Source organism: Billgrantia gudaonensis, from assembly GCF_900100195.1.
GTDB lineage: Bacteria > Pseudomonadota > Gammaproteobacteria > Pseudomonadales > Halomonadaceae > Halomonas > Halomonas gudaonensis.
On record NZ_FNES01000022.1, the window covers coordinates 1 to 25,438 of the forward strand.

The window sequence follows — 25,438 nt, forward strand, 5'->3', positions numbered from 1 at the left end:
GACGGCTTCGCCACCCTGGCCGAGGCTCAGGACTGGGTTCAGCAATTTACCGAGTGGTACAACCACGAGCACCGGCACAGCGCCCTTCGCTACGTCACGCCGAGCCAGCGTCATAACGGCGAGGCCAAAGGCATCCTGGCCCAGCGCCGGGAGGTCTTCGAGGCGGCGAAGCAGCGTCACCCGGAGCGCTGGTCGGGTGACATCCGGAAGCTCAGCCTGCCTGAGATCGTGCACCTGAATCCCGAGCGGGACCCAGTGCCGCAGGCAGCAGGGTTTTAAAGAGCCAGAACTATTTCATATGCCAACTATGTTGACAGACTCCGTTGAGCTTGAAGCTGCCCACCAGTTCCGCCAGGCGGTCGGCTTGCTCGCGCAGTTGTTCGGCGGCTGAGGTGGATTCTTCCGCCAGCGAGGCGTTCTGCTGGGTCATGCGGTCGAGCTCGGCCACGGCAACGTTGACCTGACCGATGCCGTCGCTCTGCTCGGTGGTGGCGTGGCTGATTTCTCCGAGCATGCCGGCCACGCGGTTCACCACCTCGACGAGCTCGTGCATGGCGTTGCCGGCGTCGCGCACCAGGCGCGTACCGCCCTGGACCTTTTCGCCGGAGGCCTCGATCAGGCCGCGAATGTCCCGCGAGGCCTGGGCGCTGCGGGTGGCGAGCTGGCGGACCTCGCCGGCCACCACGGCGAAGCCTTTGCCGCTCTCGCCGGCGCGGGCCGCTTCCACCGAGGCGTTGAGCGCCAGCAGGTTGGTCTGGAAGGCGATATCGTCCATGACCTTGATGATGTCGCCGATGCGTTCGGAAGCGTGCTGGATGTCGCCCATCGTCGTGACCACCTGGGTCACGGTGTCGCCGGTGCCCTGTGCCAGCTGGACGGCGGATTGCGAGAGCTGGTTCGCCTCGCGTGACGAGGCCGAGGTGTTTTCCACCGTGCCGGTGATCTGCTCGATAGAGGCTGAGGTCTGTTGCAGGCTGGACGCCGCCTGGTCGGTGCGTCGCGACATGTCCTGTCCGCCGCTGGCGATCTCCTGGGCGGCATGCCGAACGGCGTCGCTGCTGCTTCTCACCTGTGCGAGCACGTCATGCATCTTGTCGGCGAAGGCGTTGAACTGGATGGCGAGCTCGCTGGCTTCGTCCTTGCCCTGCACGGGCAGTCGCAGCGTCAGGTCGCCGTCGCCTTTGGCGATCTCGCCCATGGCATCGGCGGTACGTCGAATGGGGCGAAACAGAGCGCGCAGCAGCAGTGCGAACACCGCCAGGCTTGCCAGCACGATTGCCGCCACCGTCAAAATGACCATCAGTACTGCCTGGTTGAGATCGGCGAACAGCTCGCTGCGCGGTATCCGTGCGAAGGCGACCCAGTCGGTACCCGGTACCTCGATCGCTGCGACCAGTTGTTCGTCGCCGTTTTCGTCGGTGATCGTGGTGTAACGATAGCCGTCTCCGGACAGCAGCTCGGCGGCATGGGTCTCCCAGCCCGGCAGGTTCGTTACTGGCTGGCCGGCCATGGAGGCCCCCTCTGGGTGAACGCGGATCGTGCCGTCCTGGCTTGCCAGGAACACCGAGCCCGTATCGCCCAACTGATAGTTGCTGATCGTCTCGGCCATGGCGTCGAGCGTATAGCCGACCCCCGCGACCCCCACGCGTTCGCCGTCGAATTCGATCACGTGGTTGATGAAGACCTTCAGTTCTCCGCCGTCCGAATCGACATCCAGCGTGTAATCAGGGCTGTCGGCGTCGTCGACCAGGCGATAGAACCAGGGGGCTTCTTCACGGTCCAGCGTGCGCTCGATCCCATTGGCCGTGTAGTAGTTGCCGCTGAGCGCCGACACGTAGAATACGGTGTTGGCTCCGGTGCGTTGCTGTAGCCGTTCGAAGTGCTCCACGGCGCGCTCGCTATCTTCCCGCGACTCTCCTCTGGCCAGCCACTCATGCAGGTAGCCATTGTTCGCCAGGCTCTGGGCCGTCGTGATTGGCCCGCTCAAGTTGGCTTCGATGTCGTTGCGAATGCTTTCCAGGGTTGCCGGCAATTCGTCTTGGGTGACTCGGTCGGTGATCAGCTCGCTGAACAGCCGGTACTGAATGGCCGTCGCGCCGCCAACGATCAGGATCATGCACAGGCTGATGCCGATCATCAGCTTTTGGGCAATGGTTAGATTCCTCACGGTTCCCCCTTCAGGCTCGCGCATCGTCAGGGGCGATGCGTCGATGTTGACCACTTGGTCAGAGGGGTATCGGCGAGGTGAGTAGAAACTGTAGGGGCGATATGGCTAGCGCCGTCCAATGGCGGGGCGATGCCTCATCCCAGCAGCGTCACCACCGCCCCATAGGCCGCCACGCCGGCGGCGATCGGCCAGCCGAGCGAGCGTAACCGCCACCACACGGCCAGGGTGGCGAGCACGCCAATGGCCGTGGCGAGCCAGGAGGTGGCATCGACGGTGGTCGGCACCAGGGAGGTGCCCAGCACGGCGGCGATCATCAGCGGGCCGAGAATGCCGAGCCACTGGGGCATGGCATCGAGGTCGTCGTCGCTGTCGGATCTGTCCAGGCGGCGCTGCATCCACAGCAGCGGCAGCATTCGCATCAGCAGGGTACCCAGCGCCGAGGCCAGCACGGCGAGCCAGAGAGCGGTACTCATGTCAGCGTCCTCGCGTTGTCGAGTCGAGCTTCACCAGGTAGAAGCACAGCGCCCCGCAGGCGGCGCCAAGGGGAATGGCGGCGTTGCTGAGGCCGTTCACGGTGAGCAGTAGGGCGATGGCGATGCTGCTGCCCAGTGCCACCGACCAGCGCCGATCGGTGAAGCGCGGGGCCAGCAGCACCAGGAACAGGGCCGGCAGGGCGAAGGGCATGATCTCGCCGAGCAGGGGCCAGCGTCGGGTCAGCTCCTCGCCGGCCACGGCGCCCAGCGCAGTGCCGCCGATCCAGCTGAACCAGGCGAGCAGCGCGGCGCCGGTGAACCAGCCGAGGCGCTGCGACGCCGGCAACTGCGGCAGGCGGGTATGGGCCAGGGCGAAGACCTGATCGGTCAGTCCGTGCATCAGCCAGGGCCAGGCGCGGCTCGCGGTCAGCCAGGGGGCGATGTTGGGGGCGTAGACCACGTGGCGCACGTTGATCAGCAGGGTCATGACGACCACCAGCCATAGCGGCGACCCCGCGGCGATCATGCCCACGAACAGGAACTGCGAGGCCCCGGCATAGACGAGCGTCGAGATGGCCAGCGCTTCCCAGGTGCTGAAGCCGGCCTGGACGGCGATCAGCCCGAAGGAGATGGCCACCGGCACATAGCCGCCCAACAGCGGAATGGCCTCGCGCAGCCCGGCAAGCCAGGGGCGAGGCAGAGAACGAGTCGCTTGTTGGCTCATGGTGCGTCTCCTTCGTGGGTGTAGACGATGGTGAGCAGCAGGGTGGCCCAGGCGTTATCGGTGCGATAGCGGTGCGGGCGGTCGGCGGCGAAGGTCAGGCTGTCGCCGGGCCGCAGCTCGTGCAGGTCGTCCTCGGGGCCGGCCTCCAGCCGTCCGCTGATCAGGGTGAGCGACTCGCGGGCGCCAGGGGTATGCGGTTCGGCGTGGCGCAGGGTGTGGGGCGCGCAGCGCATCCAGTAGGCGTCGACCTGGGGGGATTCCTTGCCCTGGTCGATCAGCCGAACTTCCACGCCGTGCTCGCCCAGCGGCACGCTGATCGGCGCCACCAGGGTGCCGAAGGGCACGCCCAGCTGCACCGCCAGCCGCCAGATGGTATCCAGGGTGGGGTTGCCGTTGCCCTGTTCCAGCCGCGACAGGTTCGATTTGGCGATGCCGGCGGCGGCGGCCAGCTGCGAGAGCGACCAGCCGCGTTCGAGCCGCAGGGCCTGCAGGTGCTGGCCGAGGGTGCCGAGCGAGAGCGTATCCATGGGGTGCCTCGAAGTGTTCCTTTTAACGAACGTTCTATTAAAGGAACGGAGGCGCGTCAAGGGTGTGGTGAAAAGAGAGTGCCTCCGCGGCGAAGGACTGCGCGGGGCTCGGCGTGGTACTCATCGATCTCTGGAACCCGGGCCGAGTGGCCGGTCCGTCGTTTCCTACGCTAGGGCATTGCGCGTCTGGTGAATCAGCCACAGCCCGATCAGCGAGACCCCGGCAAGCAGCGCGAAGAGTATGGTGTAGCGGCCGACGAGGCCGTGCAGCGCGGTGATCGCGGGCAGGCCAAGCAGTACGCCACCGTAGGTGAACACCAGGCAGCCGCCGGCGGCGTCGGCGATGCGGCCCGGCGGGGCGAGCTGGGTGATCTCGGCCATGAAGACGCCGTTCCAGCCCAGCGAAGAGAGGCTCAGAAGGCACAGCAGGGTGGCGACGAGAAGATCGGGCCAGGCCGGGGTCATGAAGGCCACCAGCAAAGCGCCGGCCGAGGTGGTGAAGGCGATGATGGCGAGCGCCGTGAGACGGTCGCCGAGTCGATCGCCCACCCAGCCCCAACCGATGCGCCCCACCACCCCGCTGACCTGCACGGCGGACATCACCAGCCCCGCCTCCACCAGGCCGAAGGACAGATCCTCCACCAGCAGAGCCACGGTGAAGGCCGAAACCGAGAGCTGGATCGCCGAGAAGCACAGGCTGAGCAGCGCCACGTTGCGCAGCGAACGCTGGCGCCACACCACGGCCAGCCCGGCGAAGGGCGTGGCCAGCCAGGGCGTGCGCGGGTCGCGCCGGTCGTCCCAGCCGGGGCGGGCGCGTTGCAGGGCGGCGATGCCGAGTGCCGCCAGTGCGGTGAGCGTGAGCAGCCCGGCCTGCCAGCCCACTGCCAGGGCAAGGGCCGGGGCGCTGGCGCCGGCGATCACTCCGCCTAGCGGTACGCCGGCCTGCTTGAGCGAGAAGATCAACCCGCGCCGCTCGGCGGGCGTGAAGCGCACCAGCAGCACCGAAGCGGCGGGGTTGGTCATGCCGTAGCCGAGCCCGGCGATCAGCGAGGCCAGCGCGAAGAGCGGCAGCGAGGGGATGGCCAGCAGCGCGGCGCCGCCGCCCAGCAGGGCGAGGGAAAGTTGGCTGGTACGGCACGGCCCGAGCCGTCGGGTGAGCGGCCCACCCACCAGTGCGGAGAGCATGGCGCCGGCGAAGATCAGACTGACCTGCAGGCCCACCGTGGCCGAGGAGACACCCAGCGCCGCGGCGAGAGCCGGGGCGATGGCCGCCGGGAACAGCGCCACCAGCGAGGAGAAGGCCAGCACCAGGGTGGTGGCCAGCAGAACGATCAGTGGCACCGGCTCAGCTCACTCGGTCGCGGGGCACCTGGCGCAGGTGGCTGGCGGTTTGGCCGCCGGGCAGGGCGGCGATCCGGTCGGCGGCTTCGAGCAGTGTCGGCAGGTCGATGCCGGTTTCCACCCCGCCGCCGTGCAGGGCATGGATGAGGTCCTCGGTGGCGGTGTTGCCGGTGGCGCCGGGCGCGAAGGGGCAGCCACCCAGGCCCGCGCAGGCGCTGTCCACTGCCGTGGCGCCGTGGTGGATGGCGAACAGCGCGTTGGCCACGCCCATGCCGAAGGTGTCGTGGCCGTGGAAGGCCCAGTCGAGCCCCGGGCGGACGTGGCGCTCGCGCAGTCGGGTGAAGTGGTCGGCCACCTGGTAGGGGCTGGCCCGCCCGGTGGTGTCGCACAAGGCCACTTCCAGCGGCAGATCGCCGGCCAATTCGAGCGCCTTGCCGAGCACGCGGTCGACCGACTGCCAGGCGACGGTGCCCTCGAAGGGGCAGTCGAAGCTGGTGCCCAGGTCGAGGCGCAACCGGGTGCCGTCGGTCTGGCGCAGGCGCTCGATCACCCGGCCCAGATCCTCTAGCGATTCGTCAGGGCTGCGCCGCACGTTGCTGCGGTTGTGCGATTCCGACACCGAGACCACGTAGACCACCTCGCGGATGCCGTGGGCGAGTGCCAGTTCGGCGCCCTTGAGGTTGGGTACCAGCGCCGAGAGGCGTACCCCGGGGCGGTCGGCGAAGGCCGCCACCAGATCGCCGGTGTCGGCCATCTGCGCAATGGCCTTGGGGCTGACGAAGGAGCCGATCTCCAGGCGCGTCACGCCGGCATCGAGCAACGCCTCGATGCAGCGTCGCTTGTCGGCCGTAGGCAGCGGGTCGCGGATCGACTGGAAGCCGTCGCGGGGGGCGACCTCCACGATGGCCACCCGTTCGGGCGGCGTCAGGGCTGTCATGAGGCATTCTCCTTGGCGGGCGGCGCGTTGCGCTCGCGCAGCCAGTTGATCACCCCGCCGGCGGAGAGTATCGCCACCTGACGCGGGCTCAACTGGTGAAGCAGTTCCAGGGGTTTACCGTCGAGCGTGGCGCGGATGCGGCCGCCGGCGGCCAGCTGGCCGGGCAGGTCGTCGATGACGAGGGTCCGGCCGCGTTCGATGCGGTCGTAATCCGCCGGGTCGGCGAAGGTCAGCGGCAGCACGCCGAAGCAGGGCAGGTTCTGCCAGTGAATGCGCGCGATGCTCTTGGCCACCACCACCTGAAGACCCAGCAGGCGCGGCACCAGAGCGGCGTTCTCGCGGCTGGAACCTTGGCCGTAGTTGGCGCCGCCGACGATGACGTGACCTGCCTCTCCACGCTCCCGGGCTCGCGCCACGTAGTCCGGGTCGAGCGCTTCGAAGGTGTGTTCCGCCGAGGCGTGGACGTTGCTCCACAGCGGCAGCACCCGGGCCCCGGCAGGCATGATGTCGTCGGTGGAGACGTTGTCGCCGGTCTTGAGCAAGATCGGCGCTTCGATGCGCTCGGGCAGCGGCGTCAATGCCGGCAGCGGTGGGGTATTGTCGGTGGCCAGCAGCGATACCTGCCGGGCGCGCTCGGGCGGCAGCGGCGGCACGAACCAGTCGTCGTTGACCGCCATGCGAGCCGGCTCGCGCACGCGCGGGCAGGGCATGTCGAGAGTTCGCGGGTCGGTGATCGTGCCCGTCAGCGCCGAAGCCGCGGCGGTTTCCGGGCTGCACAGGAAGACGCTGTCCTCGCGGGTGCCGGAGCGCCCGGGGAAGTTGCGCGGCACGGTGCGCAGGCTGTTGCGGCCCGCTGCCGGGGCCTGGCCCATGCCGATGCAGCCGTTGCAGCCCGGCTGGTGCAGGCGCCCCCCGGCTTCCACCAGCGCGGCGAGGTGGCCTTCATCGATCAGCGCAGCCAGCACCTGCCGAGTGGAGGGGTTGATGTCCAGCGAGACCGAGTCGGCCACGCGCCGGCCCTTGACGATCTCGGCCACCACCGCGAAGTCGCGATAGCCGGGGTTGCCCGAGGATCCGATGTAGGCCTGATAGAGGGGCTGGCCCGCCGCCTCGGCCACCGGTACCACCTTGTCGGGGCTGGAGGGCAGGGCGATGAGCGGCTCCAGCGTGGAGAGGTCGAGGCTCTCGTGGCGGTCGTAGCGGCAGCCGGGGTCGGCCGTCAGTGGCCGCCAGTCGGTCTCGCGACCGCGGGCGCGCAGGAAGTCGCGGGTCACTGCGTCGCTGGGGAAGACGCTGGCGGTGGCGCCCATTTCGGTGCCCATGTTGGCCAGCACGTGGCGGTCCATGGCATCCAGGGCGGCAAGTCCGGGGCCGTGGTACTCGAGAATGCAGTTCTTCGCGCCGGCCACGCCGTGGCGGCGCAGCAGTTCGAGGATCACGTCCTTGGCGCTCACCCACTCGGGCAGCTCGCCCTCGAGGTGCACGCCGACGATCTCGGGCATCGGCAGGTAGAGCGGCTCGCCCGCCATGGCCATGGCCACCTCGATGCCGCCGGCGCCGATGGCCAGCATGCCCAGGGCGCCGGCGGCGGTGGTGTGGCTGTCGCAGCCCACCAGGCTGTGGCCGGGGATGCCGAAGCGCTCCATGTGCACCGGGTGGCTGATGCCGTTGCCGGGACCGCTGTACCACACGCCGAGGCGCTCGCAGGCGCTCTTGAGAAACAGGTGGGCGTCGGCGTTGATGTTGTCGGGTTGCAGTAGGGTGTGGTCGATGTACTGCACGCTGGGGGCGGTGCGTACCCGGTCGAGGCCCATGGCGTCGAGCTCGAGCATTACCAGGGTGCCGAGGATGTCCTGCAGAAGCGCCTGGTCCATGCGCAGGGCGATCTCGTGGCCCGGCACCATCTCGCCGGCCACCAGGTGGTCGCGGATCAGCTTGTGGCTCAGGGTGTCAGCCATGGCTAGCCTCCTCGTCGGGGCCGTGGCGAAGCGCCATCAGTGCGCAGGCAGCGTCGATCAGAAACTGCAGACCGAGCGCGGCGAAGCCGATCGGCAGCAGTGCGTAGGGGTAGACCATGGGCGTTCCCAGCGAACTCGACACGCGTTCGCCGAACTCGAAGGCCTGCAGGGCCATGATGCCGCCCCGCCACACCAGGATGGTGCAGAACACCACGCCGAGCACACCGGTGGCGAGATCGATGCCGGCGCGCACGCGCGGCGGGAGCCGGTCCTTGAAGTAGGTGATGCGGATATGTGCGTCGTGGCGCTGGGCTTCGGCGGCGCCGATCACGGCCAGGTAGACCAGCAGGAAGGAGTTGATCTCCAGGCTCCAGCTGGTCGGGGCCGAGAAGGCATAGCGCATGATGGCGTCGTAGCAGATCGACGCCATCATGAACGCCAGCACCGCCATCGACGTCCAGCGCAGGACGGCCAGCAGGCCGTCCCAGCTGCGCATGGCAGTTGCCGTCATGTCGCTCTCCTCATGCCTTGCCCAGGGCCAGGTCGATGGCGCGGTTGCCGACCTCTTCGCCGACTTCGCCGAGCCATTCGTTCCAGATGTCCTGAACGCCGGCGTTGAAGGTCTCGACATCCTCCTCGGTGGGTTCGATGATCTCGACGCCTTCCTCTTCCACCTGCGGCCAGTACTCGTTGGGGTAGATGTCGTTGTTGCAGTGGCTGATGAAGTTCTCGTCGTACCAGTCGGCCGCCTGCTGCAGCACGCCACGGACGTCGTCGTCGAGGTTGTCCCAAGTGTCGCGCAGCATGAAGGGCGCCACCGAGAAGCCGGTCAGAGGCAGCTTGTAGCAGTACTTCAGCTGCTCCTGGAGGCTGCGGCCGATGATCGTGGAGATGTTGAAGACCCCGGCATCCACGGTGCCGCGCTGCAGCGCCATGTAGGTCTCCGAGGAGGGAATGCGCGTGGCGCCCACGTCGTAGGCTTCCATGGCCTGGGTGGCTTCGTAGCTGACGATGCGAATCTTCTTGCCGCGCACCTCGTCGAGGCTGCGGATGGGACTCTCCTCGGTGCTCCAGATGTACTCCGGCTCGAGAATGCCACCGCCGGAGGTGAGCAGGTAGAGGTTCTCCTCGGCCAGCACCTCGTTGATGAGCTCCATCAGCGGGCTGCCCTGGCGCAACCGTTCCGGGTGGCGATAGAGCTCGCCCACCACGCCGGGCAGGCCGGTGACCCCGAGGATGGGCACCGAGCGGGTGATGTAGGAGAAGGTGTGGAACATGAAGTCGATGCTGCGCGCGCGCAGTGCCGGCAGCTGCTCGTCGGCCTTGAGCAGCTGGCCGGAGTCATGGAAGTCCACTGACAGCACGTCGCCGCCGTTCTCCTGGAGCATCTCGACGAAGCGGCTGGAGCCGTAGGTGAGCGCCTTGTAGGAGGGCGGCAGGTAGGTGACGCCGGTCATGGTGGTGGCGGCGCGGGCGTGCGGCATCAGCAGGCTCTGGGTGCCGAACAGGGTGGCGCCGGCGGTGGCGAAGGTGCCGTACTTGAGAACTTGGCGGCGTGAGAGGGTCATGGTGAATCTCCGTTTGTTGTTGTGACGAATCACGTCATCGACGTTGCAATACCGGGGTCACATCTGCCCCGGCAACCACAGGCTGAGGCTGGGCATGAACACGAACAGCATCAGCACGAGGAACTGCACGGCCACGAAGGGCAGCGCGCTCTTGATGATCTCTTCCACCGAAAGCTCGGGGCACACTCCGCGCAACGCATAGAGGTTGAGCCCCACCGGCGGGGTGACCACGGCGATCTCCAGGTTGAGCACCATGACGATGCCGAACCACAGCGGGTCGTAGCCCAGGGCCTCGATCAGCGGCAGCAGCACGGGAGTGGTCACCACGATCAGCGACACGGCGTCGACGATCATGCCGAGCAGGATCAGCAGCAGCATCACCGCCAGCAGAATCGCCCAGGCGGGCAGGCCGGTGGCGGTCAGCGCCTCGGTGAGCAACTGAGGCACGCGCACCATGTTGAGGTAGTCGCCGAAGATCTTGGCGCAGCCGATGATCAGCAGGATGGCGCCGCTGATGCGCGCCGTGGTGGCCAGTATTTCCAGGAACTTGCGCCAGCTGAGGCTGCGGAACACCAGGGTGGCGATCAGCAAGGCGCCGGCGGCGCCGATGCCGGCGGCCTCGCTGGGCGTGGCCAGGCCCGAATAGATCGAGCCGAGCACGGCCACGACCAGCAGCGCCGCGTGCCAGATGTTGGCCAGGCTCGCCCAGCGCTGCTTCCAGGTGAAGCGTTCCGTGCTCGCCGGTGCCTCGTCTGGATTGAGACGCACGCGGACATAGATGAACAGCGACAGTGCCAGGGCCAGCACGATGCCGGGCACGATGCCGCCGATGAACAGATCGGCCACCGAGACGCTGGAGACCGCACCATAGATGATGAAGGGCACGCTGGGCGGGATCAGCATGGCCAGCGCACCGGCGCTGACCACGGCACCGGCGGCCAGCGAGCGGCTGTAGCCACGCTGGAGCATCTGCGGCACGGCGATGGAGCCCACGGCGGCGACGCCGGCCAGGCTCACGCCCGAGACGGCGCCGAACATCGCCGAGGCGCCCACCGAGGAGATTGCCAGACTGCCGCGCAGCCAGTTGAGCCAGCGAACCGCGGCGGTGAACAGGCTCGAGCCCACCGGCGTGGCGCCCAGGAAGTTGCCCATCAGGATGAACAGCGGCAGGGCGATCAGCTCGAAGGCGTTGAGCTGACCGAACAGCGAGGAGGGCGCGAAGAAAAAGGCCAGCGAGCCGCGGGCCATGTACAGGCCGAGCAGGCCGGAAAGCCCCAGCGCCAGGAAGATCGGGAAGCCGATGGCGATCAAAGCGATCAGCATGATCAAAACGATGACGGGATCCATGGCAGCCTCCTCAGATCACGCCGTCGGCGCGCAGGGCGTCGATGGCATCGTCGTTGAGGCCGACCCAGCCGGTGAGCACGCTTTCGGTGTGCTCGCCCAGCCGCGGACCCACGTGACGCACCCGCCCGGGCGTGTCGGAAAGCCGCGGGAAGACGTTCTGCATGGGCAGCGGTCGCCCCGCATGGTCGGGCACCGCCACGATCGATTCGCGAGCCCGGAAGTGCGGGTCGTCGAGCATGTCGGGGGCGCGGTAGACCAGCCCCGCGGGGACCCCGGCCTCGGCCAGGAGGTCGACGATGTGCTGGGCATCGTGCTGGCGCGTCCAGGCGGCGACCAGATCGTCGATGGCCTGCTGGTTCTCGCCGCGGGCGCGGTGGGTGGCATAGTCGGGGTGGTCGGCCAGGCGCGGCTGACCCATCGCTTCGCACAGGCGCCGGAACACCGTGTCCTGGTTGGCACCGATGATCACGTCGCGGCCGTCGCGGGCCGGATAGGCGTTGGAGGGGGCGATCTTGGGCAGAAAGCTGCCGCTGCGCTCGCGGATCTTGCCGGCCCGCGCATATTCGGGAATCAGGTTTTCCATCATCGCCAGCACCGACTCGAAGATCGTGCTGTCGACCACCTGGCCGCGACCGCTGCGGTCGCGCTGATGCAGCGCCATCATGGTGCCGAGGGCGGCATGCAGGCCGGCCAGGGTATCGCCGATGGAGATGCCCACCCGCACCGGCGGGCGGTCCGGATAGCCGCTCAGGTAGCGTAGCCCGCCCATGGCCTCGCACACCGAGGCGAAGCCGGCGCGCGAGGCGTAGGGGCCGTCCTGGCCGAAGCCGGTGACGCGTACCATCACCAGACCGGGGTTGTGACGCGACAGCCTGTCGTAGTCCAGCCCCCAGCGCTCCAGGGTGCCGGGGCGGAAGTTCTCGATCACCACGTCGGCCTGGCTGGCCAGCTCGCAAAGCAGCTCCTGGCCGCGCGGCTGGCGCAGGTCGAGCGTGATGGACTGCTTGTTGCGGCCGATGACGTTCCACCACAGCGGCTCGCCGCTGTCGGGATCCGCCTCGCCCCATTGGCGCATGGCGTCGCCCTTGCCGGGCGGTTCGACCTTGATCACCTGGGCGCCGAAGTCGGCCAGCACCTGGCCGCAGTAGGGGCCGGCGATCAACTGGCCGAGCTCGAGGACCCGAATGTCGTCGAGGGGTGTCGGGGATGTGCTGTCGTACGGAGTCATTGTTGTTGTGCTGCCTCTTTTTGATTCGGTCTGGAATTATTCGGAAGACGCCCCCGGGCCGTCGGGGGAATCGGGAAAACGGACGTGCAGGGCCTGGGCGGCCAGCAGGTGGGCGCGCATCACGTTCGCGGCCCATTCGGGGCTGCCCGCGGCGATCGCCTCGAGCATCTCGCGGTGATGGCGCATGCTGCGGCGCAGGTTGGTGAGGTCGTAGTTGCCGAAGTTGCGGCGGATCACCGAGGTGCGCACCACGCTATCGAGCACGGCGACCAGGCGCTGGTTGTCGCTGGCCGTGATCAGTTCGCGGTGGAAGTCGTGATTGAGGAAGGCGATTTCGTTGCGCACGCCGGGCTCGCGCTCGATGCGTTCGACGAGCGCTTCCATGCGGCCGGCCAAGGCTTCGAGATGCGCCAGGCGTACGTTGTCCATGCGCTCGCTGGCCAGTTTCACGGCCATGGGCTCGAGCACCAGGCGCAGCTCGAAGACCTCGCGGGCGTCCTTCTCCGTCCAGGCCACCACCCGTGCACCGTGGTGCGGGATCGCCTCCAGCCAACCCTCGGAGACCAGCTCGCGCAGCGCCTCGCGCACAGGAGTGCGACTCACGTCGAGCTCGCGGGCCACGCTGGCCTCGCGAACGTATTCGTGCGCTCGGTAGTGGCCGTCGAGAATCCGCTGCTTGATCACGTTGTGGACCTCGGCGGTGGCGGTTCTTGCGACGCGAGGCGTCTCGGCGAAGGTGGGTTGATTCATCGTTTCCTCTAGAATTGCATGCAACTTGGACTATAGACGCGAGCATATGCCGGTTATTAGTCGACTTTGGTCTAAAATTGCATGCAACTTTGATTAGGTGACGCTCCCGGCCTCGTTCTCGCGACAATCGGAACCGGCGGGTACGGCCGACATCGCCGCGACGGGCAGTCATGGATGAAACATCGTCGCCGCGCCCTTCCGGACGGAACCGGAAGCCGGCATGCTGAGCCTGATACCGTGAGTGGAAAAGGAGCTTCGTCGTGAGACTCTGGGTCTTGTCGGATCTGCATCTCGAATACTTCGAGGAAGGGCGCGAGCTACCCAAGGTGGCCGCGGATGCCGTGATTCTGGCGGGCGACATCCATCGCCATGCCGAGGGATTTGCCTGGGCGGTCGAGCGCTTCGGAGGGATGCCGATCCTGTACGTGCCGGGCAATCACGAGTTCTACGGCGCCTCGATGCCGGCGATGCGTCGCGAAATGGCCGAGATGGCGCAGCGCTTGGGCATTCACCTGCTCGACAACCGCTCGCTGACGCTGAATGGCGTGCGCTTTCATGGCACCACGCTGTGGACCGACTTCGCCCTTTACGCCGACGAGCCCGATCATGACCCGCTGGCCACCGAGGCGCAGGCGCGCTGGCTGATGCCCGATTTCCAGATCGTCGAGCAGCCCGAAGGCGAGGTGTTCAGCCCGGCGGAGAGCCGGCGCCTGCATGCCGAGGCCAGGGCCTGGCTCGAAGCCGAGCTGGCCGAGCCGTTCGCGGGGCCCCGAGTGGTCATCAGCCATCATGCGCCCCTGGCGCTGTGCATTCCGCCACGCTACCGGGGAGATTCGTTGTCGCCGGCCTTTGCCTCGCACCTGCCCGAGCTCATGGGGCGGATGGACCTGTGGATCCATGGTCACGTGCACGAGCCGGTAGACCGCGACATCGCCGGCACCCGGGTGCTGGCCAATCCCGGCGGTTACCCGGACGAGTTCGAACCGCCGCTGTTCGTCGCCGACCGGGTGGTCGAGGTGTGAGCCCGCGTTCTGTTCAGCCGGCCGGGCTGAGCAGCCCCACCACGCTCACCAGGATCAGCACGCCGCCGAGCACCCGGAAGTAGAGGTTGGTGCGACTGGCCACCATGTAGCGATGGGCCCGTTCGCCGAGCAGGTGTCCCATCAGGGCGCACGGCAGCAGCCACAGATGGTGAACGAGCTGCAGGTCGACGCCGGCGACCACGAACGACACCATCTTGATCAGCACCAGGATGAACCACAGCACGAACAGGGTGTCGCGTAGCTGATGGGCCGCTACGTGGGTGGCGAAGACGGCGACGATCAGCGGCGCACCGATCAGCGAAGTGCCGCTCACGTAGCCGCCCAGTGCCAGCAGAACGGCGTCCACGTAGCGGTTGTTGCTGCGAAAGGGCTTGTCCAGCACGTAGCCGATGGCATAGACGATCACGATGGCGAAGATGATGCTGGTCATCACGTGGCTGGGCAGCGTCAGCAGCCCGACCACGCCGATCAGCTTGGGCACGATCATCACCTTCATCGCCTTGAGCAGATAGCGCCAGTCGATGTTGCTTTCCGCAGGCGCTTTGCCACCGCTGTCTTCCACCAGCTGGCGGTGGCCGCGCCAGGCGATCCAGCTGGAGAAGATCAATAGATGCACGGCGATGAGCGGCAGGAAGACCAGCGGCCGGTCATGCACCAGCAGCAGGAAGGGCAGCGACAGCACGGCACCGCCGAACCCCAGGCTGGTGCGCACGAAGCCGCTCCACACGAAGATCAGCCCGATCAGCAGGTATTGCCATGTTTCGAGTTCGCCCATCAGCACGCTTCCCCGTCGAGGCGGTTGGCCAGGGCGAAGACGTGGTCGTCTTCCACGCCGAGGTCGTTCAGGGCCGCAGCGAGGTTGAGCAGGTAGTCGCGATTGGCGCCGCTGGGCCCGTGGGAAGCCGCGATCTGCGCGGCGATGGCGTCGAGCGGGGCCTCGCCGAGGAAGGCGGCGTTGTCGGGACCGGCCAGATACACCACTCCTTCCGCGCTGGCGTTTTCGGCGTCGTCGAAGTGCAGCCGAACGATCTCGCGCAAGTAGCCGTTCTTCTCGCGCACGTCGAGCGGGGCGAGTACCTCGGGGGCGATGCGGTAGGCCATGCCGTGGCAGATCGCGCCGGGTTGGCGCACCAGGGTCGCCACGCGGCCCGGTGCTTCCGGCGTACCGCGGTGGTCGTGCGAGCCCTGCCAGAAGCGGCGCACCCAGCCGTGGATGTGGGCAGGGCGCCGCTCCCGGTAGGGGAAGTCGGCCTTCCAGATCAGCGAGCCATAGCCGAACAGCCAGAGGGCGTCGTGGCCGCTGAAATGGGTCCGGCGTCGATTGTCGTGGGTGGTATCGAGCGTCATCGTCAAGGCTTAGGGTTGGTCGTGTCGAACCCGTGATCTTGCCAGTCCCGGGACGATAAGTGCACCTGGATGATCGCCGACGCGGCAGGAACACGGCCGACAGACGCCTGTCTCAATTCATGAGAGGCAGGAAAATGCTTTTGTAAATAATGGCTTGCCTTCTACGCTGAGGGTTGAGAGCCAGATCGCCGACCGAGCCGCTCATGGCAAGGAGGTGTGCATGAAAGCGATCACACGCGATGAACTCAAGGTGATGAACGAAACCGAGCATGACGATTTCGTGCTCATCAACGTGCTGCCGCGCGCTGCGTTCAACGAGCGGCACATCCGCACGTCGATCAACATCCCTGCGAAGGACGAGAACTTCGTCGAGAAAGTCGAAGAGGTCGTCGGCAGCAAGGATCGCAAGGTCGTCGTCTACTGCGCCAACTTCGATTGCGACGCTTCCCCCAAGGCGGCCAGGAAGCTGGAAGACGCCGGTTTCACGCAGGTCTACGACTACGAAGGCGGAACCCAGGACTGGTTCGAACAGCGCGAAGCAGCCTGACCGACACCGTGGCGACGACACCCCGACGGGCGGCTCGTAAGCCGCCCGTTTCGTTTCCGTCGACGCTGCGACAGGGTGGGGGTATCTTGACGTCGATAGTGTCTTGTCTCGATAGGGAGGTGTCATGAACGCCAGCAGGATTCTCGATCAGTTGATGCAGCAGGCAGGTGGCAAAGGCAAAGGGGGCGCCGGCGGCGTGGACGTGCAGGGCATGCTCGAGGGGCTTTCGCGCCAGCTGGGTGGCGGTTCCGGCAGCGGGGATTCGGCCGGCCGGAGCGGGTCGGGCGTGGACGTGAAGAGCCTGCTGGGCGGTGGTGCCCTGGGGCTGCTGGTGGGCTCCAAGCGCGGTCGCAAGCTGGGCGGCAAGGCGCTCAAGTACGGCGCCATCGCCGGGGTGGGCGTGCTGGCCTGGAAGGCCTGGCAGAACTACCAGGGCAACGCCGGCGGCGGCAGCCAGGCCCAGGATGGCGAGCCGGTGGAGCAGCTGGGAGGCGAGGCCCGCGAGCGGCGTAGCCTCGAGCTGTTGCAGGCGATGATCATGGCGGCCCGTGCCGACGGCCACATCGACGAGCAGGAGCGCGAGCTGATCACGCAGCAGATCGATGCCTTGGGGGCCGACCGCGAGCTCCACGACTGGGTGGCGCAGCAGATGCAGGCGCCCCTCGATGCCGAGGCACTGGCCCGTCAGGCCGATTCCTCGCAGGCTGCCCGCGAAATCTACCTGGTCAGCGTGGCGGTGATCGACGATCAGAATCCCATGGAGCGCGCCTGGCTCGACCAACTGGGCCAGGCCCTGGCGCTGCCCGAACGCGTGACCGCCGAGCTGGAGCGTCAGGCCATCGAGGCCGGCTGATGGACGAGCCGTTGCTGTGGCTGGCCACCGGTTTCGGCACGGGACTCTCCCCCTGGGCCTCCGGCACCATCGGTTCCCTGCTGGGCCTGCCGCTCGCCTGGTGGCTGCTGGGGCGCTCGCGTCGCCGCCAACAGGCCATGATCGCGCTGCTGCTGGCGGCCGCCGTGCCGCTCTGCCATCAGGCATCGATTCAGTTGGGTGGCAAGGACGATGGCCGCATCGTGCTCGACGAGATCGTCGCCTTTCCGCTGGCCACTCTGGGCCAGGCGGCGGCGCGTCAGCCCCTGGTTCTGGGCGGTGCTTTCGTCGTTTATCGGGTGTTCGACGGTGCCAAGCCGCCGCCGGTGGCGCAGGTCGAGGGGGTGCCCGGCGGTCTGGGCATCGTGCTGGACGACGGCGTTGCCGCCGCTATGACCTGGCTGGTGATGGCGGCGACTCGGCCTCTGTGGCGGCGGCGCCAGGCGAGCTGAGTGGCGGTGGAAAATCGACGTCGAAACCGCGTGCGTCGAGCTGGCGAATCGCCTGGGGTCGCCCTTCGGCGTCGATGTCGACCAGCCCGATGCCGCTGCCGTTCCATAGGCGTTCCCCGGCCTTTGCCCGGTCAGGGTCGCGTGGGGTGACGGCCATGCGCCGGCGCTTGGTGAACCAGTTGAGCGGCGAGCGCGGTGCATAGAGCCAGCGGTTGGCACGGTCGAACCAGTCGAGCAGGGTGTCGGGAAAGGCGTTCTTGATGCCGCTGGAGGTGATCTGCCATAGGCGCGGCCCTGCCTGGCGGTGCCGGATGCGGATGTCGTAGGCGAAGGAGTAGTGCACGTCGCCGGAGAGGATGACGTAGTTGCCCGGCGTGCGCGAGTGGCGAAAGATGTTGAGCATCACGCTGGCGGCTCCGCGATGCGCCATCCAGTTCTCGGCGTCCACCAGTAGCGGCCTGCCGGCCAGGGTGAAGAGCTTCTGGATTCCCTCGATCAGCTTCACGCCGAACATGGGGGCCGGTGAGACGATGATCACTGCCGGGGCGCCGAGCAGCGCCTGCTGCATCTCGGTGAGCGCCTCCCAGTCCATCAGCCCCGAGGGGCGCTTGGGGTTGCGTTCGCTGCGCCAGCGGCGGGTGCGGGTATCCAGCACCAGCAGCGGCGGGTCGCCGGGAATGCGGTACTCCCAGCCGGGGAAGCGCAGCAGGCGCTGGATCAGCGCGTCCTGAGCGGTACGGTCGAGCCAGCCGTCACGTTCGCGGGCTTGTCCGAGCAGTTCTCCACTCTCTGCCACCAGCGGTGCAAGACGCTCGGGGTCGTTGCCCCAGCCCTGGCATAGCAGGTAGCCAATCAGGGCATTGCCGAGGATGCGCCGCGAGAAGGGGTGTTCGTAGGCGCACTGCTCCCAGTCGGCGGTGAGGTTCCAGTCGTCGGTGATGTCGTGGTCGTCGAAGATCATCAGCGTCGGCAGGTGGGCGAGTAGCCGGGCCACGGCGGGAAGCCCCGCGACGAAGCGCTCGATGATCGCTTCTTCCTTGCCAAAGAGGGCTGTCTGAACGTCGTCCAGCCTGGGCGTGACAGGCGCGATGATCTGCCAGGGCGTGGGCGACCAAACCAGCAGGTACATGGCGATGACCTCGGCGAAGGTCATCAGGTGGTTGTGTGCGTTGGCCGAGGTGAATACCGGCTTGCGCACGCCGCCGAAGAAACGCTCGCGCAGGGCGGCGCTGCTTTCGATATCGGGCAGGAGTGCCTCGCGACGATAGTAGGTGGTGTCGGCGACGTAGAGCGCCTGACTGTCGGCGACCGTGGCGCCTTCCAGGCTTTCGTCGAACAGCTCCAGCCGGCGGATCAGCGCATGGATGGCGGCCAGCATCGGCCCGGCCACGTCGTCGGCGTAGACCTGGTCTCCGGTCATCAGCAGCCATGCCGGCCGTTCCTCGGGTGTCTCGCGCCGTTCGGCGAGCCAGGCGTCGGCGCGCACCAGGCCGTCCGGCCCGTCGTGGTGAGGTTTGCGGCAGGAGCCGTGGAGCAGGCGGTGATGGCGTGTAGCGAGTACGAAGTCGGGGTGTGCCGCGCCTTCGTGCAGCAAGTGCGGGGCCCAGTCGGCGATGCCTGGCTCGCTCGGGGCATCGTCGATCTTGAGGTCGTAGGCGATGGGCACGCCGGTGGGCAGGGGCGTGGCAAGGCTGACATCGATCAGGTGCAGCCAGGCGTGGCGGCCCAACGGTAGACACTTCAGGCGCTCTTCGCCCAGGCTCAGGCGGCGCGGGGGTGCCCCTTCCGGACGTACCATGAGAGTGAGCTCCAGCGATCTCGAGCCCACCAGCCACAGCGTCAGGCGATCTGGAGCCAGACGCCGCAGGAGGGGGCCGCAGAGAACGTCGGGAAGCGCGTCGTGGGCGGTATCGGAAGACGTCACTGTCACGCTGCGGCCTCCAGGTGTGGCGGTTCGAATTCCATGGTAACGGAAGCGGAGTAGCTGGGGGAGTCGCCGCAAGGGACTGCTTGACCCTTGTGTTACCCAAAGGTTCTAGGCTGATGGACTGAATCGTCGCCCCACGGCATCCGTTGCCGTGGGCGCTCCTTCTCTGCTGGAGGTTTCGTCTATGGATGCTTTCCTGCCGCTATGGAACGAGGCGGCGCTCACCAGTCTGGGGTTCTTCTGGATGGCGCTGTGGGCCTTTGCCCTGGGTTATTTGATCAGCAGCCTGATTCAGGTGCTGGTGACCCAGGAGCGCATGCAGCGCACCATGGGCACGGGGGGACCGCGCAGCATGCTGCTGGGCACGCTGTTCGGGTTCATCTCCAGTTCCTGCAGCTTCGCCGCCCTGGCGACCACGCGCACGCTCTTTCAGAAAGGCGCAGGGTTGGCGCCTTCGCTGGCCTTCCTGCTGGCGTCCACCAATCTCGTGGTGGAGCTTGGCTTCGTGATCGCTCTCTTCCTCGGCTGGCCTTTCGTGGTGGGCGAGTACGTCGGTGGTGTGTTGCTGATCCTGTTGACGTGGGCACTCGTTTGGCTCACGCGGCCCGAGCGTCTGATCGCCCGCGTTCGCGAGCGCCTGGGGGCGGACTCGGAAGAAACGGCAAGCCAGGCCCCGGACTGGCGGCGCAAGCTCGCCAGCCGCCAGGGTTGGCAGGAGATCGGCCAGACCTATGTCATGGAGTGGCAGATGGTCTGGAAGGACGTGCTGATCGGATTCACCGTGGCCGGCGTCATCGCGGCTTTCGTGCCTGAGGCCTTCTTCCAGTCGCTGTTCCTGGGAGCCGGGGATGGCGAGCCGGATTTTCTGGAGCTGCTCGCCCAGGCGCTGGTGGGCCCCGTGGCGGCCTTCTTCACCTTCATCGGCTCCATGGGCAATATCCCGCTGGCGGCGGTGCTCTTCGACAATGGCGTCAGTTTCGCCGGGGTGATGGCCTTCATCTTTTCCGACCTGGTGGTTCTGCCGGTGCTGCGCATCAACGCGACCTACTACGGCTGGCGCATGGCGCTCTACATCCTGGCGCTATTGCTCACCACCCTGGTGGTGACCGCCTTGCTGCTGCACTACGGCATGGCCTGGCTCGGCTGGCTGCCGAGCGGCAGTGGCTCGGCGTCCGTCACCCAGCGCGACTTCTTCGCGATCAACTACGGTTTCTTCCTCAACCTGGTCTTCCTGGCGGGTTCGGCGGCCCTGGTCGGTCTGTGGTGGCGAGCGCGTCGAGCCGGTGGCGGTCATCATCACCATCACCACGGGGGTGGCGCCTCGCTGGGAACGCGCATCCTGCAGGGCCTCGTGGTTCTCGCCGTTGCCTGGCTGGCGGGAGGCGTGCTGGTGGCGCCGCTGACAACGGGTTGAGGCATTTGCGGTCGCGCCAAGGCGTCGACCCTTGCCCGCTACACCGCACTGGCAGCGAGCCCCGTGACCGACTAGGCTGGCAGCGTTTCGTTCACGATTGGCCGATGGAGGCGCTGTCCATGCTGGTGATGATTCTGGGGTTGGTGATCTTTCTGGGGGTGCATTCGGTGCGCATCGTGGCCGACGATTGGCGTAGCGCTCAAATTGCACGCCTGGGCGAGCTGCCCTGGAAAGGGCTCTATTCGCTGGTATCGATCGTGGGGCTGGCCATCGCCATCTGGGGCTACGGCCAGATGCGCCTCGACCCCGTCTGGGTATGGCAGCCGCCGGTGGCATTGCGCCATCTCGTGGCCTTGCTGATGATCCCGGCATTCATCATGCTGGTGGCCGCCTACGTACCGGGCAATGCCATCCAGACCAAGCTGGGCCATCCCATGATCCTGGCCGTGAAGGTCTGGGCCTTCGCCCACCTGCTGGCCAATGGCCGGCTGGGCGACATCGTCTTCTTCGGTGCCTTCCTGCTGTGGGCGGTCTTCGATTTCCGCGCTGCGCGGCGTCGTGGCCGCCCGGAGCGGCCCGCTCCGCGGATGGCTGCGACCATCGCTACGGTGATCGTCGGCGTGCTCGCCTATTACCTCTTCGCCATCCACCTTCATGTCTGGGTGACCGGCGTGCCGGTGATGTAGGGGGCCTCAGCTCAACGTGGCCTCCGGTCGTGTTGGCAGCCAGACATGGGCGGCCAGACCGCCGAGCGGCGAGACGTCGAGGCACAGGCGTCCGCCGTAGAGATTCGCCAATTCGTTGATGATGGCCAGGCCAAGGCCGCTCCCGGGGTGCCGTTGGTCGAGACGGGCACCGCGTGCCAGGGCCTGCCGGCGCTCATCCACGCCACGGCCCGGTGCGAGAGACTCGTGTCGGGCCCGTTTCATGACGAAGAATTCCCATCGGTCTCGATACGGCTGCTAAGGCCGTCTCAGGCCATGAAATGAAAGCCTGCCAGGGTGATCAGGCTGGCCAGTATCAGACTGTTGGCCTCCTCCAGCCTCTCCTCATCCCTCCAGCATCCATGGTGCAACAGCACGACCGCCGCGGCTCCGAGGCTGACCAGTCCAAGCGGTAGTTCTATCGGCTCCCAGCCAGCCCCCAGCACGCCCGCGGCCAGCAACAGCACGCCGGCCGAGATCAGCAGGGCGACCCAGCCCTGGGTCTTCCTGGAAAATGAAGCCGAGTCGAAGGTGTCGATCGTTGCCATGTTCACAGTGGGGCTCCTTGTACCGGTCGGCGGCAGTATTGCCACTACCTGTGATGCTGGCGGTGTTCTCTTAAGGCTTGCTTAAGTGCGGATGACCGCTTGGTGACATTGCCGCTTGGCATCAGTGCCAAGACGCCTCGCTCGCCGAGAATCGCATCCACCCCCGGCTGATCGAGCCGCACGAGAAGCGGCCCGGGCTCTGACTCCGTCTCTGCGGGCCGCCAGAAGATCTGCCACTGTTCGTGGGATCATCGCGTGGAGAACGAAACGGGATTCGCCCGGCTGCGGGGCAATGTCGCCTCGACACGTAAGCCGCCGCCGGGTGCTTCGTCCAGGGTGAGCCGGCCACCATGGCGGTCGATCAGGCGCTCGACGATGGAGAGTCCGAGGCCGGCACCGGCCCCTGGGCCGAGGCGATGGAAGCGTTCCAGGACGCGTTCGCGTTCCGCTGCGGGAATGCCGGGGCCCTGGTCGTCCACGCGCAGGGTCAGGCGGATGTCGTCGGCCTTCAGGGTAACCATCACGGCGCCGCCGTCCGGGGTGTAGCGAAGGGCATTGCCGACCAGATTCTGTATCAGGGTGTCGATGGCGCCCGGCTCGGCCTCGAGGTGCCAGTCGCTTGCTTCATCGGCCTTCAGTTCCAGTGTCTGATGGCGTTCGATGGCCAGTGGTGAAAGCTCGACCAGCGCTTCGCGGACTTCGATCAACAGGTTGGTGTCGGGGAGCTCGGTCGGGCCTTCTTCCTCTTCGGGGTCCAGGCGAGCCAGGGTCAGCAACTGGGAGACCAGCCGGATGGTACGGGCCACGCCCGAGCGCAGTTCCTCCAGCGCCTCGCGGCGGTCATTGGGGGTTTCGGCAGTCAGGGCGTTCTGGGCGTGCAGATCGAGTAACGTCAAAGGCGTACGCAGCTCATGGGCAGCGTCGGCAATGAAGCGCTTCTCGCGCACTCGCAGCCCACGGATGCGCTCCAGAAGGCGGTTCAGCGCGTCGACGATGATGGCCAGTTCGAGGGGCAGAGGGTGGACTTCCAGCGGCTGCAGGTTGTGCGGGGTGCGGTGGCGGATTGCCTCTGCAAGACGCGACAGAGGGCGAAGGCCCCAGCCGGTTGCCCACCACAGCACCATCACCAGCAGCGGCAGACCGATCAGGTCAGGCAGCAGGGTGCGCAGGGCCATGGCGCGGGTCAGCTCACCGCGCACGTCGCTGCGCTCGGCCACCATGACCCGGCGCGACGAGTCGGCGACATCGAGCACGTAGACCCGCCAGTCGCGATCCGCCACTCTGCTGTCGACGTAACCCGGGGGACGGTCAGTGAAGGGCTCCGACGGGGCGCTAGCCGAGCGCAGCACCAGGCGCCCTTCCTCCCACAGCTGGAAGGCCAGCTTGCTCTCGTAGCGGTGGCCGGCGAAGCGCTTGTCCGACTGCTCGGCGCGCAGCAAGGCGCTCTCCAAGCTGGCCAGTAAAGCTTTGCGCTGATCGTCCGGTAGCGGCGCCTGTATCAGGCCCTCCAGCAGGCGTGCGCTCTGGGCCAGGTTGGCGTCGTAGAGCTCCTCTATCTCATGGGCAGCATAGCGATAGCTGACCAGGCCGATGGCCAGCATGCTGACGGTGAAGGCCAGGATCACCCATCCCAACGTACGGCGGCGGATGGAGCTCATGACGACACGCCTCGCGGTTCCTTGTCCATCACGTAGCCGATGCCCCGCAGGGTGCGGATGAGCTCGGGGAATAGCTTGCGCCGCAGGTGATGGACGTGGACCTCGATGGCGTTGCTCGCCACGTCTTCGTCCCAGCCGTAGACCAGTCGGACCAGGGTGTCGCGGGTCAAGACCCGCCCCGGATGGCTCATGAACTCTTGCAGCAGGGTGAACTCTCGCCGCGACAGCTCGACGGGCTTGTCGAGATAATGCACGTCGTGGGTAGCGGGATCCAGGCGAATGCCACGGCATGCCAGCACGCTGCTGACTTGTCCCTGGCTACGCCGCAGCAGAGCGCGCAGACGGGCCTTGAGCTCGGCGACTTCAAAGGGTTTGACCATGTAGTCGTCGGCGCCGACATCCAGACCGGCGATGCGGTCGTCGACGGCGTCGCGGGCAGTGAGCACCAGCACGGGCACACGATTTCCACGCTGGCGGATCGCTTCCAGCACCTGCATGCCGTCCAGCCCCGGCAAACCCAGGTCGAGGACGACCGCGTCGAAAGGCTCGTCGCCCTGCAAGGCGGCCAATGCTGTGTCGCCGTCAGCCAAGTGGTCCACGGTGTAGTGCTCGGGCTTGAGGGCCAGGCGGATGCCCGAGGCCAGGCTCGGATCATCTTCAACCAGCAGAATACGCATGGGGGGTGTCGTTACCTCCTGTCGGATGGGCCGACTCGACTCTGGTCAGGCTTGGCGTGAGGCGGCTGCCGTGGTCACGCACCGCAAGCGGTAGGCCTGGGCTCGGTACGGTGCTGGCCTGCTCGATGACCTCGGCTGGGGTAGGCCGAAAAAGTACCAGATCGTTGGGCCCTTTCGGGGCAAACTTGCGTGACCCTTCCACCTGGAGCAAGGCCAAGACAGGGATCTCCAAGGCGGCAGCCATGTGCATGGGGCCAGTATCCGGAGTGATCAGGCGTCTCAGTTGGGCCAACACGGCAAGAAAACCTCGCAGCGGCATCCGAGGCAGCACCTGACCGAATTCGCCGCAGGCACTCTTCAGTGGCGTGTGCAGGGCCGTCTCCTCCGGACCCAGCAGCACGAGATAGGGCAGTCGGTGCCGCTCGAGACCTCGCAACAGGTCCTGCCAGAACTCGAGCGGCAGGCGCTTGTCGAGATGGCCACCGACGAAGATGCCGATGGGAGCCCGTTGCCCCGCAAAGCTGGCCAGCTTTGCGGCAGCGCAACGACTCTCCTGCTCGGACACCACCAACCAGGGTCGAGAGGCACACGCCAGCCCCAGGCTGGCTGCCAGCGAGCTGGCCAGTTCGTGGGCATGCGGTGGTGACGCATTGCTGACCCAGTCATGGCTCGCTGCCAGTCGGCCGCGCTGCCCCAGGCTCTGCCGTGCGCCGCACAGCTGGATGAGCAGCCAACTCGTCAGTGACCCCTCGCCGATCTGGACAGCCAGGTCGTATTTCCGCCGCCTGAGCCGAATCAGCAACCGCACCAGTTTCCATGGACGAACCAGCATGCTTCGACTCAAAGCGTGATAGCGGGCCAGTGGCATGCCGTCGAATAGCTCATGGGTGGTATCGGTTCCAAGATAGTCTATCTCGATCTCCGGCCGACCCTCGGCGAACGCTTGGATCAAACGGGCCCCGATGACGGCATTGCCGATACGGAAATTGGGGCGTACCAGCAGAACGTGCCGCACGCCCGCCAGAGTATCGGGGCTTGCCGGCCGGGGTGACCGGGAGCGCTTCGGCAACGCTCGGTAGATCCGGGCCTTTAAAGCTCTTTCGAGGCGCCGCCCCAAGCGGCGCATGGCAGCATGCCGGCGCAGGTAAGTGAATGGATACATGCGAGCCCCCTGTGTGAAAGGAGGCTGCACTGTCGCCGAGTTGGCTTAAGGCATCCTTATGTCGTGCA

Annotated in this window: 27 protein-coding genes; 7 read left to right on the plus strand and 20 right to left on the minus strand. The window is 66.9% G+C overall.

Annotation, left to right across the window (positions count from 1 at the left end; all coding sequences use genetic code 11):
- Positions 1–279: integrase core domain-containing protein (locus BLP96_RS18235; RefSeq protein ID WP_143005138.1), on the plus strand; the 279-nt coding region annotated here is incomplete at its 5' end.
- Between the two features lie 10 nt (positions 280–289).
- Here BLP96_RS18235 and BLP96_RS18240 read toward each other — a convergent pair.
- From BLP96_RS18240 to BLP96_RS18295, 12 genes are all read right to left on the minus strand, one after another.
- Positions 290–2,167 carry a methyl-accepting chemotaxis protein gene (locus BLP96_RS18240; protein WP_176761565.1) on the minus strand — a complete coding sequence of 626 codons (1,878 nt, stop codon included), beginning with the start codon at positions 2,165–2,167 and terminating at the stop codon, positions 290–292.
- A gap of 134 nt (positions 2,168–2,301) precedes the next feature.
- Positions 2,302–2,640: an AzlD domain-containing protein gene (locus BLP96_RS18245; RefSeq protein ID WP_089688973.1), complete on the minus strand. Its 339-nt coding sequence runs from the start codon at positions 2,638–2,640 to the stop codon at positions 2,302–2,304.
- 1 nt (position 2,641) lies between these two features.
- Entirely contained in the window at positions 2,642–3,364 is a 723-nt protein-coding gene (locus BLP96_RS18250) for an AzlC family ABC transporter permease (RefSeq protein ID WP_089688974.1), read from the minus strand.
- Entirely contained in the window at positions 3,361–3,891 is a 531-nt protein-coding gene (locus BLP96_RS18255; protein WP_089688975.1) for a helix-turn-helix domain-containing protein, read from the minus strand. Before BLP96_RS18255 ends, BLP96_RS18250 begins: the two co-directional genes overlap by 4 nt.
- Positions 3,892–4,056: 165 nt before the next feature.
- A complete protein-coding gene (locus BLP96_RS18260) occupies positions 4,057–5,232 on the minus strand; it encodes an MFS transporter (protein ID WP_089688976.1) in 1,176 nt (391 codons plus the stop codon).
- Positions 5,233–5,236: 4 nt separating this feature from the next.
- Entirely contained in the window at positions 5,237–6,169 is a 933-nt protein-coding gene (locus tag BLP96_RS18265) for a hydroxymethylglutaryl-CoA lyase (RefSeq protein ID WP_089688977.1), read from the minus strand.
- A complete protein-coding gene (locus BLP96_RS18270) occupies positions 6,166–8,127 on the minus strand; it encodes an aconitate hydratase (RefSeq protein WP_089688978.1) in 1,962 nt (653 codons plus the stop codon). The genes BLP96_RS18265 and BLP96_RS18270 overlap by 4 nt, the downstream gene beginning before the upstream one ends.
- Complete coding sequence (locus BLP96_RS18275) at positions 8,120–8,638, minus strand: TRAP transporter small permease (protein ID WP_089688979.1); 519 nt, start codon at positions 8,636–8,638, stop codon at positions 8,120–8,122. Before BLP96_RS18275 ends, BLP96_RS18270 begins: the two co-directional genes overlap by 8 nt.
- Positions 8,639–8,648: 10 nt before the next feature.
- The gene (locus BLP96_RS18280; RefSeq protein ID WP_089688980.1) at positions 8,649–9,695 is read right to left on the minus strand and encodes a TRAP transporter substrate-binding protein; all 1,047 of its coding nucleotides are present in this window, start codon (positions 9,693–9,695) and stop codon (positions 8,649–8,651) included.
- Between the two features lie 57 nt (positions 9,696–9,752).
- On the minus strand, positions 9,753–11,042 hold the full coding sequence (locus BLP96_RS18285) for a TRAP transporter large permease (protein WP_089688981.1): 1,290 nt from the start codon (positions 11,040–11,042) through the stop codon (positions 9,753–9,755).
- A 10-nt stretch (positions 11,043–11,052) separates the two neighbouring features.
- Entirely contained in the window at positions 11,053–12,270 is a 1,218-nt protein-coding gene (locus BLP96_RS18290; protein WP_089688982.1) for a CaiB/BaiF CoA transferase family protein, read from the minus strand.
- Between the two features lie 36 nt (positions 12,271–12,306).
- The gene (locus BLP96_RS18295; RefSeq protein WP_089688983.1) at positions 12,307–13,020 is read right to left on the minus strand and encodes a GntR family transcriptional regulator; all 714 of its coding nucleotides are present in this window, start codon (positions 13,018–13,020) and stop codon (positions 12,307–12,309) included.
- A gap of 260 nt (positions 13,021–13,280) precedes the next feature.
- On the opposite strand from BLP96_RS18295, the gene BLP96_RS18300 reads away from it, so the two are divergent.
- Positions 13,281–14,042 (plus strand): metallophosphoesterase, encoded by a 762-nt coding sequence (locus BLP96_RS18300; protein ID WP_089688984.1) that lies wholly within the window; start codon positions 13,281–13,283, stop codon positions 14,040–14,042.
- A gap of 13 nt (positions 14,043–14,055) precedes the next feature.
- Here the strand turns inward: BLP96_RS18300 and BLP96_RS18305 are convergent, their stop codons facing one another.
- Both BLP96_RS18305 and BLP96_RS18310 read right to left on the minus strand, forming a co-directional pair.
- Positions 14,056–14,838 (minus strand): sulfite exporter TauE/SafE family protein, encoded by a 783-nt coding sequence (locus tag BLP96_RS18305; RefSeq protein ID WP_089688985.1) that lies wholly within the window; start codon positions 14,836–14,838, stop codon positions 14,056–14,058.
- Positions 14,838–15,410: a gamma-glutamylcyclotransferase gene (locus tag BLP96_RS18310; protein ID WP_089688986.1), complete on the minus strand. Its 573-nt coding sequence runs from the start codon at positions 15,408–15,410 to the stop codon at positions 14,838–14,840. Before BLP96_RS18310 ends, BLP96_RS18305 begins: the two co-directional genes overlap by 1 nt.
- Before the next feature lie 220 nt (positions 15,411–15,630).
- Between BLP96_RS18310 and BLP96_RS18315 the strand changes: the two genes are divergently transcribed.
- The 3 genes from BLP96_RS18315 (at position 15,631) to BLP96_RS18325 (ending at position 17,280) form a co-directional block, all read left to right on the plus strand.
- Positions 15,631–15,957 (plus strand): rhodanese-like domain-containing protein, encoded by a 327-nt coding sequence (locus BLP96_RS18315; RefSeq protein ID WP_089688987.1) that lies wholly within the window; start codon positions 15,631–15,633, stop codon positions 15,955–15,957.
- A gap of 124 nt (positions 15,958–16,081) precedes the next feature.
- Positions 16,082–16,810, plus strand: a complete 729-nt coding sequence (locus BLP96_RS18320; protein ID WP_089688988.1) for a tellurite resistance TerB family protein — start codon at positions 16,082–16,084, stop codon at positions 16,808–16,810.
- Entirely contained in the window at positions 16,810–17,280 is a 471-nt protein-coding gene (locus BLP96_RS18325; RefSeq protein ID WP_089688989.1) for a phosphatidylglycerophosphatase A family protein, read from the plus strand. The genes BLP96_RS18320 and BLP96_RS18325 overlap by 1 nt, the downstream gene beginning before the upstream one ends.
- Here BLP96_RS18325 and BLP96_RS18330 read toward each other — a convergent pair.
- Positions 17,219–19,204, minus strand: a complete 1,986-nt coding sequence (locus tag BLP96_RS18330; protein WP_089689017.1) for an alkaline phosphatase D family protein — start codon at positions 19,202–19,204, stop codon at positions 17,219–17,221. The two genes, BLP96_RS18325 and BLP96_RS18330, sit on opposite strands and share 62 nt — an antisense overlap.
- Positions 19,205–19,391: 187 nt before the next feature.
- Here BLP96_RS18330 and BLP96_RS18335 point away from each other — a divergent pair, with 187 nt between their 5' ends.
- Both BLP96_RS18335 and BLP96_RS18340 read left to right on the plus strand, forming a co-directional pair.
- On the plus strand, positions 19,392–20,621 hold the full coding sequence (locus tag BLP96_RS18335; protein WP_089688990.1) for a permease: 1,230 nt from the start codon (positions 19,392–19,394) through the stop codon (positions 20,619–20,621).
- A 119-nt stretch (positions 20,622–20,740) separates the two neighbouring features.
- Positions 20,741–21,307, plus strand: coding sequence for an NnrU family protein (locus BLP96_RS18340; RefSeq protein WP_089689018.1), 567 nt, complete (start codon positions 20,741–20,743; stop codon positions 21,305–21,307).
- A gap of 6 nt (positions 21,308–21,313) precedes the next feature.
- On the opposite strand, the gene BLP96_RS18345 is transcribed toward BLP96_RS18340, so the two are convergent.
- The 5 genes from BLP96_RS18345 to BLP96_RS18365 form a co-directional block, all read right to left on the minus strand.
- Positions 21,314–21,550: an ATP-binding protein gene (locus BLP96_RS18345; RefSeq protein ID WP_176761566.1), complete on the minus strand. Its 237-nt coding sequence runs from the start codon at positions 21,548–21,550 to the stop codon at positions 21,314–21,316.
- 44 nt (positions 21,551–21,594) lie between these two features.
- Positions 21,595–21,873: a DUF4175 domain-containing protein gene (locus BLP96_RS18350; RefSeq protein ID WP_143005140.1), complete on the minus strand. Its 279-nt coding sequence runs from the start codon at positions 21,871–21,873 to the stop codon at positions 21,595–21,597.
- A 248-nt stretch (positions 21,874–22,121) separates the two neighbouring features.
- A complete protein-coding gene (locus BLP96_RS18355) occupies positions 22,122–23,531 on the minus strand; it encodes an ATP-binding protein (protein WP_089688992.1) in 1,410 nt (469 codons plus the stop codon).
- A complete protein-coding gene (locus BLP96_RS18360; protein WP_089688993.1) occupies positions 23,528–24,208 on the minus strand; it encodes a response regulator in 681 nt (226 codons plus the stop codon). Before BLP96_RS18360 ends, BLP96_RS18355 begins: the two co-directional genes overlap by 4 nt.
- Entirely contained in the window at positions 24,189–25,370 is a 1,182-nt protein-coding gene (locus BLP96_RS18365; protein ID WP_089688994.1) for a glycosyltransferase family 9 protein, read from the minus strand. Before BLP96_RS18365 ends, BLP96_RS18360 begins: the two co-directional genes overlap by 20 nt.
- Between the last annotated feature and the right edge of the window lie 68 nt (positions 25,371–25,438).

What these genes read in the sequence shown, in the direction of transcription:
- BLP96_RS18360 (WP_089688993.1), bottom strand. Translation starts at nt 24,208, where the DNA reads ATGCGTATTCTGCTGGTTGAAGATGATCCGAGCCTGGCCTCGGGCATC.
- BLP96_RS18285 (WP_089688981.1), bottom strand. Translation starts at nt 11,042, where the DNA reads ATGGATCCCGTCATCGTTTTGATCATGCTGATCGCTTTGATCGCCATC.
- BLP96_RS18250 (WP_089688974.1), bottom strand. Translation starts at nt 3,364, where the DNA reads ATGAGCCAACAAGCGACTCGTTCTCTGCCTCGCCCCTGGCTTGCCGGG.
- BLP96_RS18345 (WP_176761566.1), bottom strand. Translation starts at nt 21,550, where the DNA reads ATGAAACGGGCCCGACACGAGTCTCTCGCACCGGGCCGTGGCGTGGAT.
- BLP96_RS18305 (WP_089688985.1), bottom strand. Translation starts at nt 14,838, where the DNA reads ATGGGCGAACTCGAAACATGGCAATACCTGCTGATCGGGCTGATCTTC.
- BLP96_RS18270 (WP_089688978.1), bottom strand. Translation starts at nt 8,127, where the DNA reads ATGGCTGACACCCTGAGCCACAAGCTGATCCGCGACCACCTGGTGGCC.
- BLP96_RS18315 (WP_089688987.1), top strand. Translation starts at nt 15,631, where the DNA reads ATGAAAGCGATCACACGCGATGAACTCAAGGTGATGAACGAAACCGAG.
- BLP96_RS18325 (WP_089688989.1), top strand. Translation starts at nt 16,810, where the DNA reads ATGGACGAGCCGTTGCTGTGGCTGGCCACCGGTTTCGGCACGGGACTC.
- BLP96_RS18265 (WP_089688977.1), bottom strand. Translation starts at nt 6,169, where the DNA reads ATGACAGCCCTGACGCCGCCCGAACGGGTGGCCATCGTGGAGGTCGCC.
- BLP96_RS18350 (WP_143005140.1), bottom strand. Translation starts at nt 21,873, where the DNA reads ATGGCAACGATCGACACCTTCGACTCGGCTTCATTTTCCAGGAAGACC.
- BLP96_RS18245 (WP_089688973.1), bottom strand. Translation starts at nt 2,640, where the DNA reads ATGAGTACCGCTCTCTGGCTCGCCGTGCTGGCCTCGGCGCTGGGTACC.
- BLP96_RS18335 (WP_089688990.1), top strand. Translation starts at nt 19,392, where the DNA reads ATGGATGCTTTCCTGCCGCTATGGAACGAGGCGGCGCTCACCAGTCTG.
- BLP96_RS18280 (WP_089688980.1), bottom strand. Translation starts at nt 9,695, where the DNA reads ATGACCCTCTCACGCCGCCAAGTTCTCAAGTACGGCACCTTCGCCACC.
- BLP96_RS18255 (WP_089688975.1), bottom strand. Translation starts at nt 3,891, where the DNA reads ATGGATACGCTCTCGCTCGGCACCCTCGGCCAGCACCTGCAGGCCCTG.
- BLP96_RS18365 (WP_089688994.1), bottom strand. Translation starts at nt 25,370, where the DNA reads ATGTATCCATTCACTTACCTGCGCCGGCATGCTGCCATGCGCCGCTTG.
- BLP96_RS18355 (WP_089688992.1), bottom strand. Translation starts at nt 23,531, where the DNA reads ATGAGCTCCATCCGCCGCCGTACGTTGGGATGGGTGATCCTGGCCTTC.
- BLP96_RS18290 (WP_089688982.1), bottom strand. Translation starts at nt 12,270, where the DNA reads ATGACTCCGTACGACAGCACATCCCCGACACCCCTCGACGACATTCGG.
- BLP96_RS18310 (WP_089688986.1), bottom strand. Translation starts at nt 15,410, where the DNA reads ATGACGCTCGATACCACCCACGACAATCGACGCCGGACCCATTTCAGC.
- BLP96_RS18295 (WP_089688983.1), bottom strand. Translation starts at nt 13,020, where the DNA reads ATGAATCAACCCACCTTCGCCGAGACGCCTCGCGTCGCAAGAACCGCC.
- BLP96_RS18320 (WP_089688988.1), top strand. Translation starts at nt 16,082, where the DNA reads ATGAACGCCAGCAGGATTCTCGATCAGTTGATGCAGCAGGCAGGTGGC.
- BLP96_RS18340 (WP_089689018.1), top strand. Translation starts at nt 20,741, where the DNA reads ATGCTGGTGATGATTCTGGGGTTGGTGATCTTTCTGGGGGTGCATTCG.
- BLP96_RS18275 (WP_089688979.1), bottom strand. Translation starts at nt 8,638, where the DNA reads ATGACGGCAACTGCCATGCGCAGCTGGGACGGCCTGCTGGCCGTCCTG.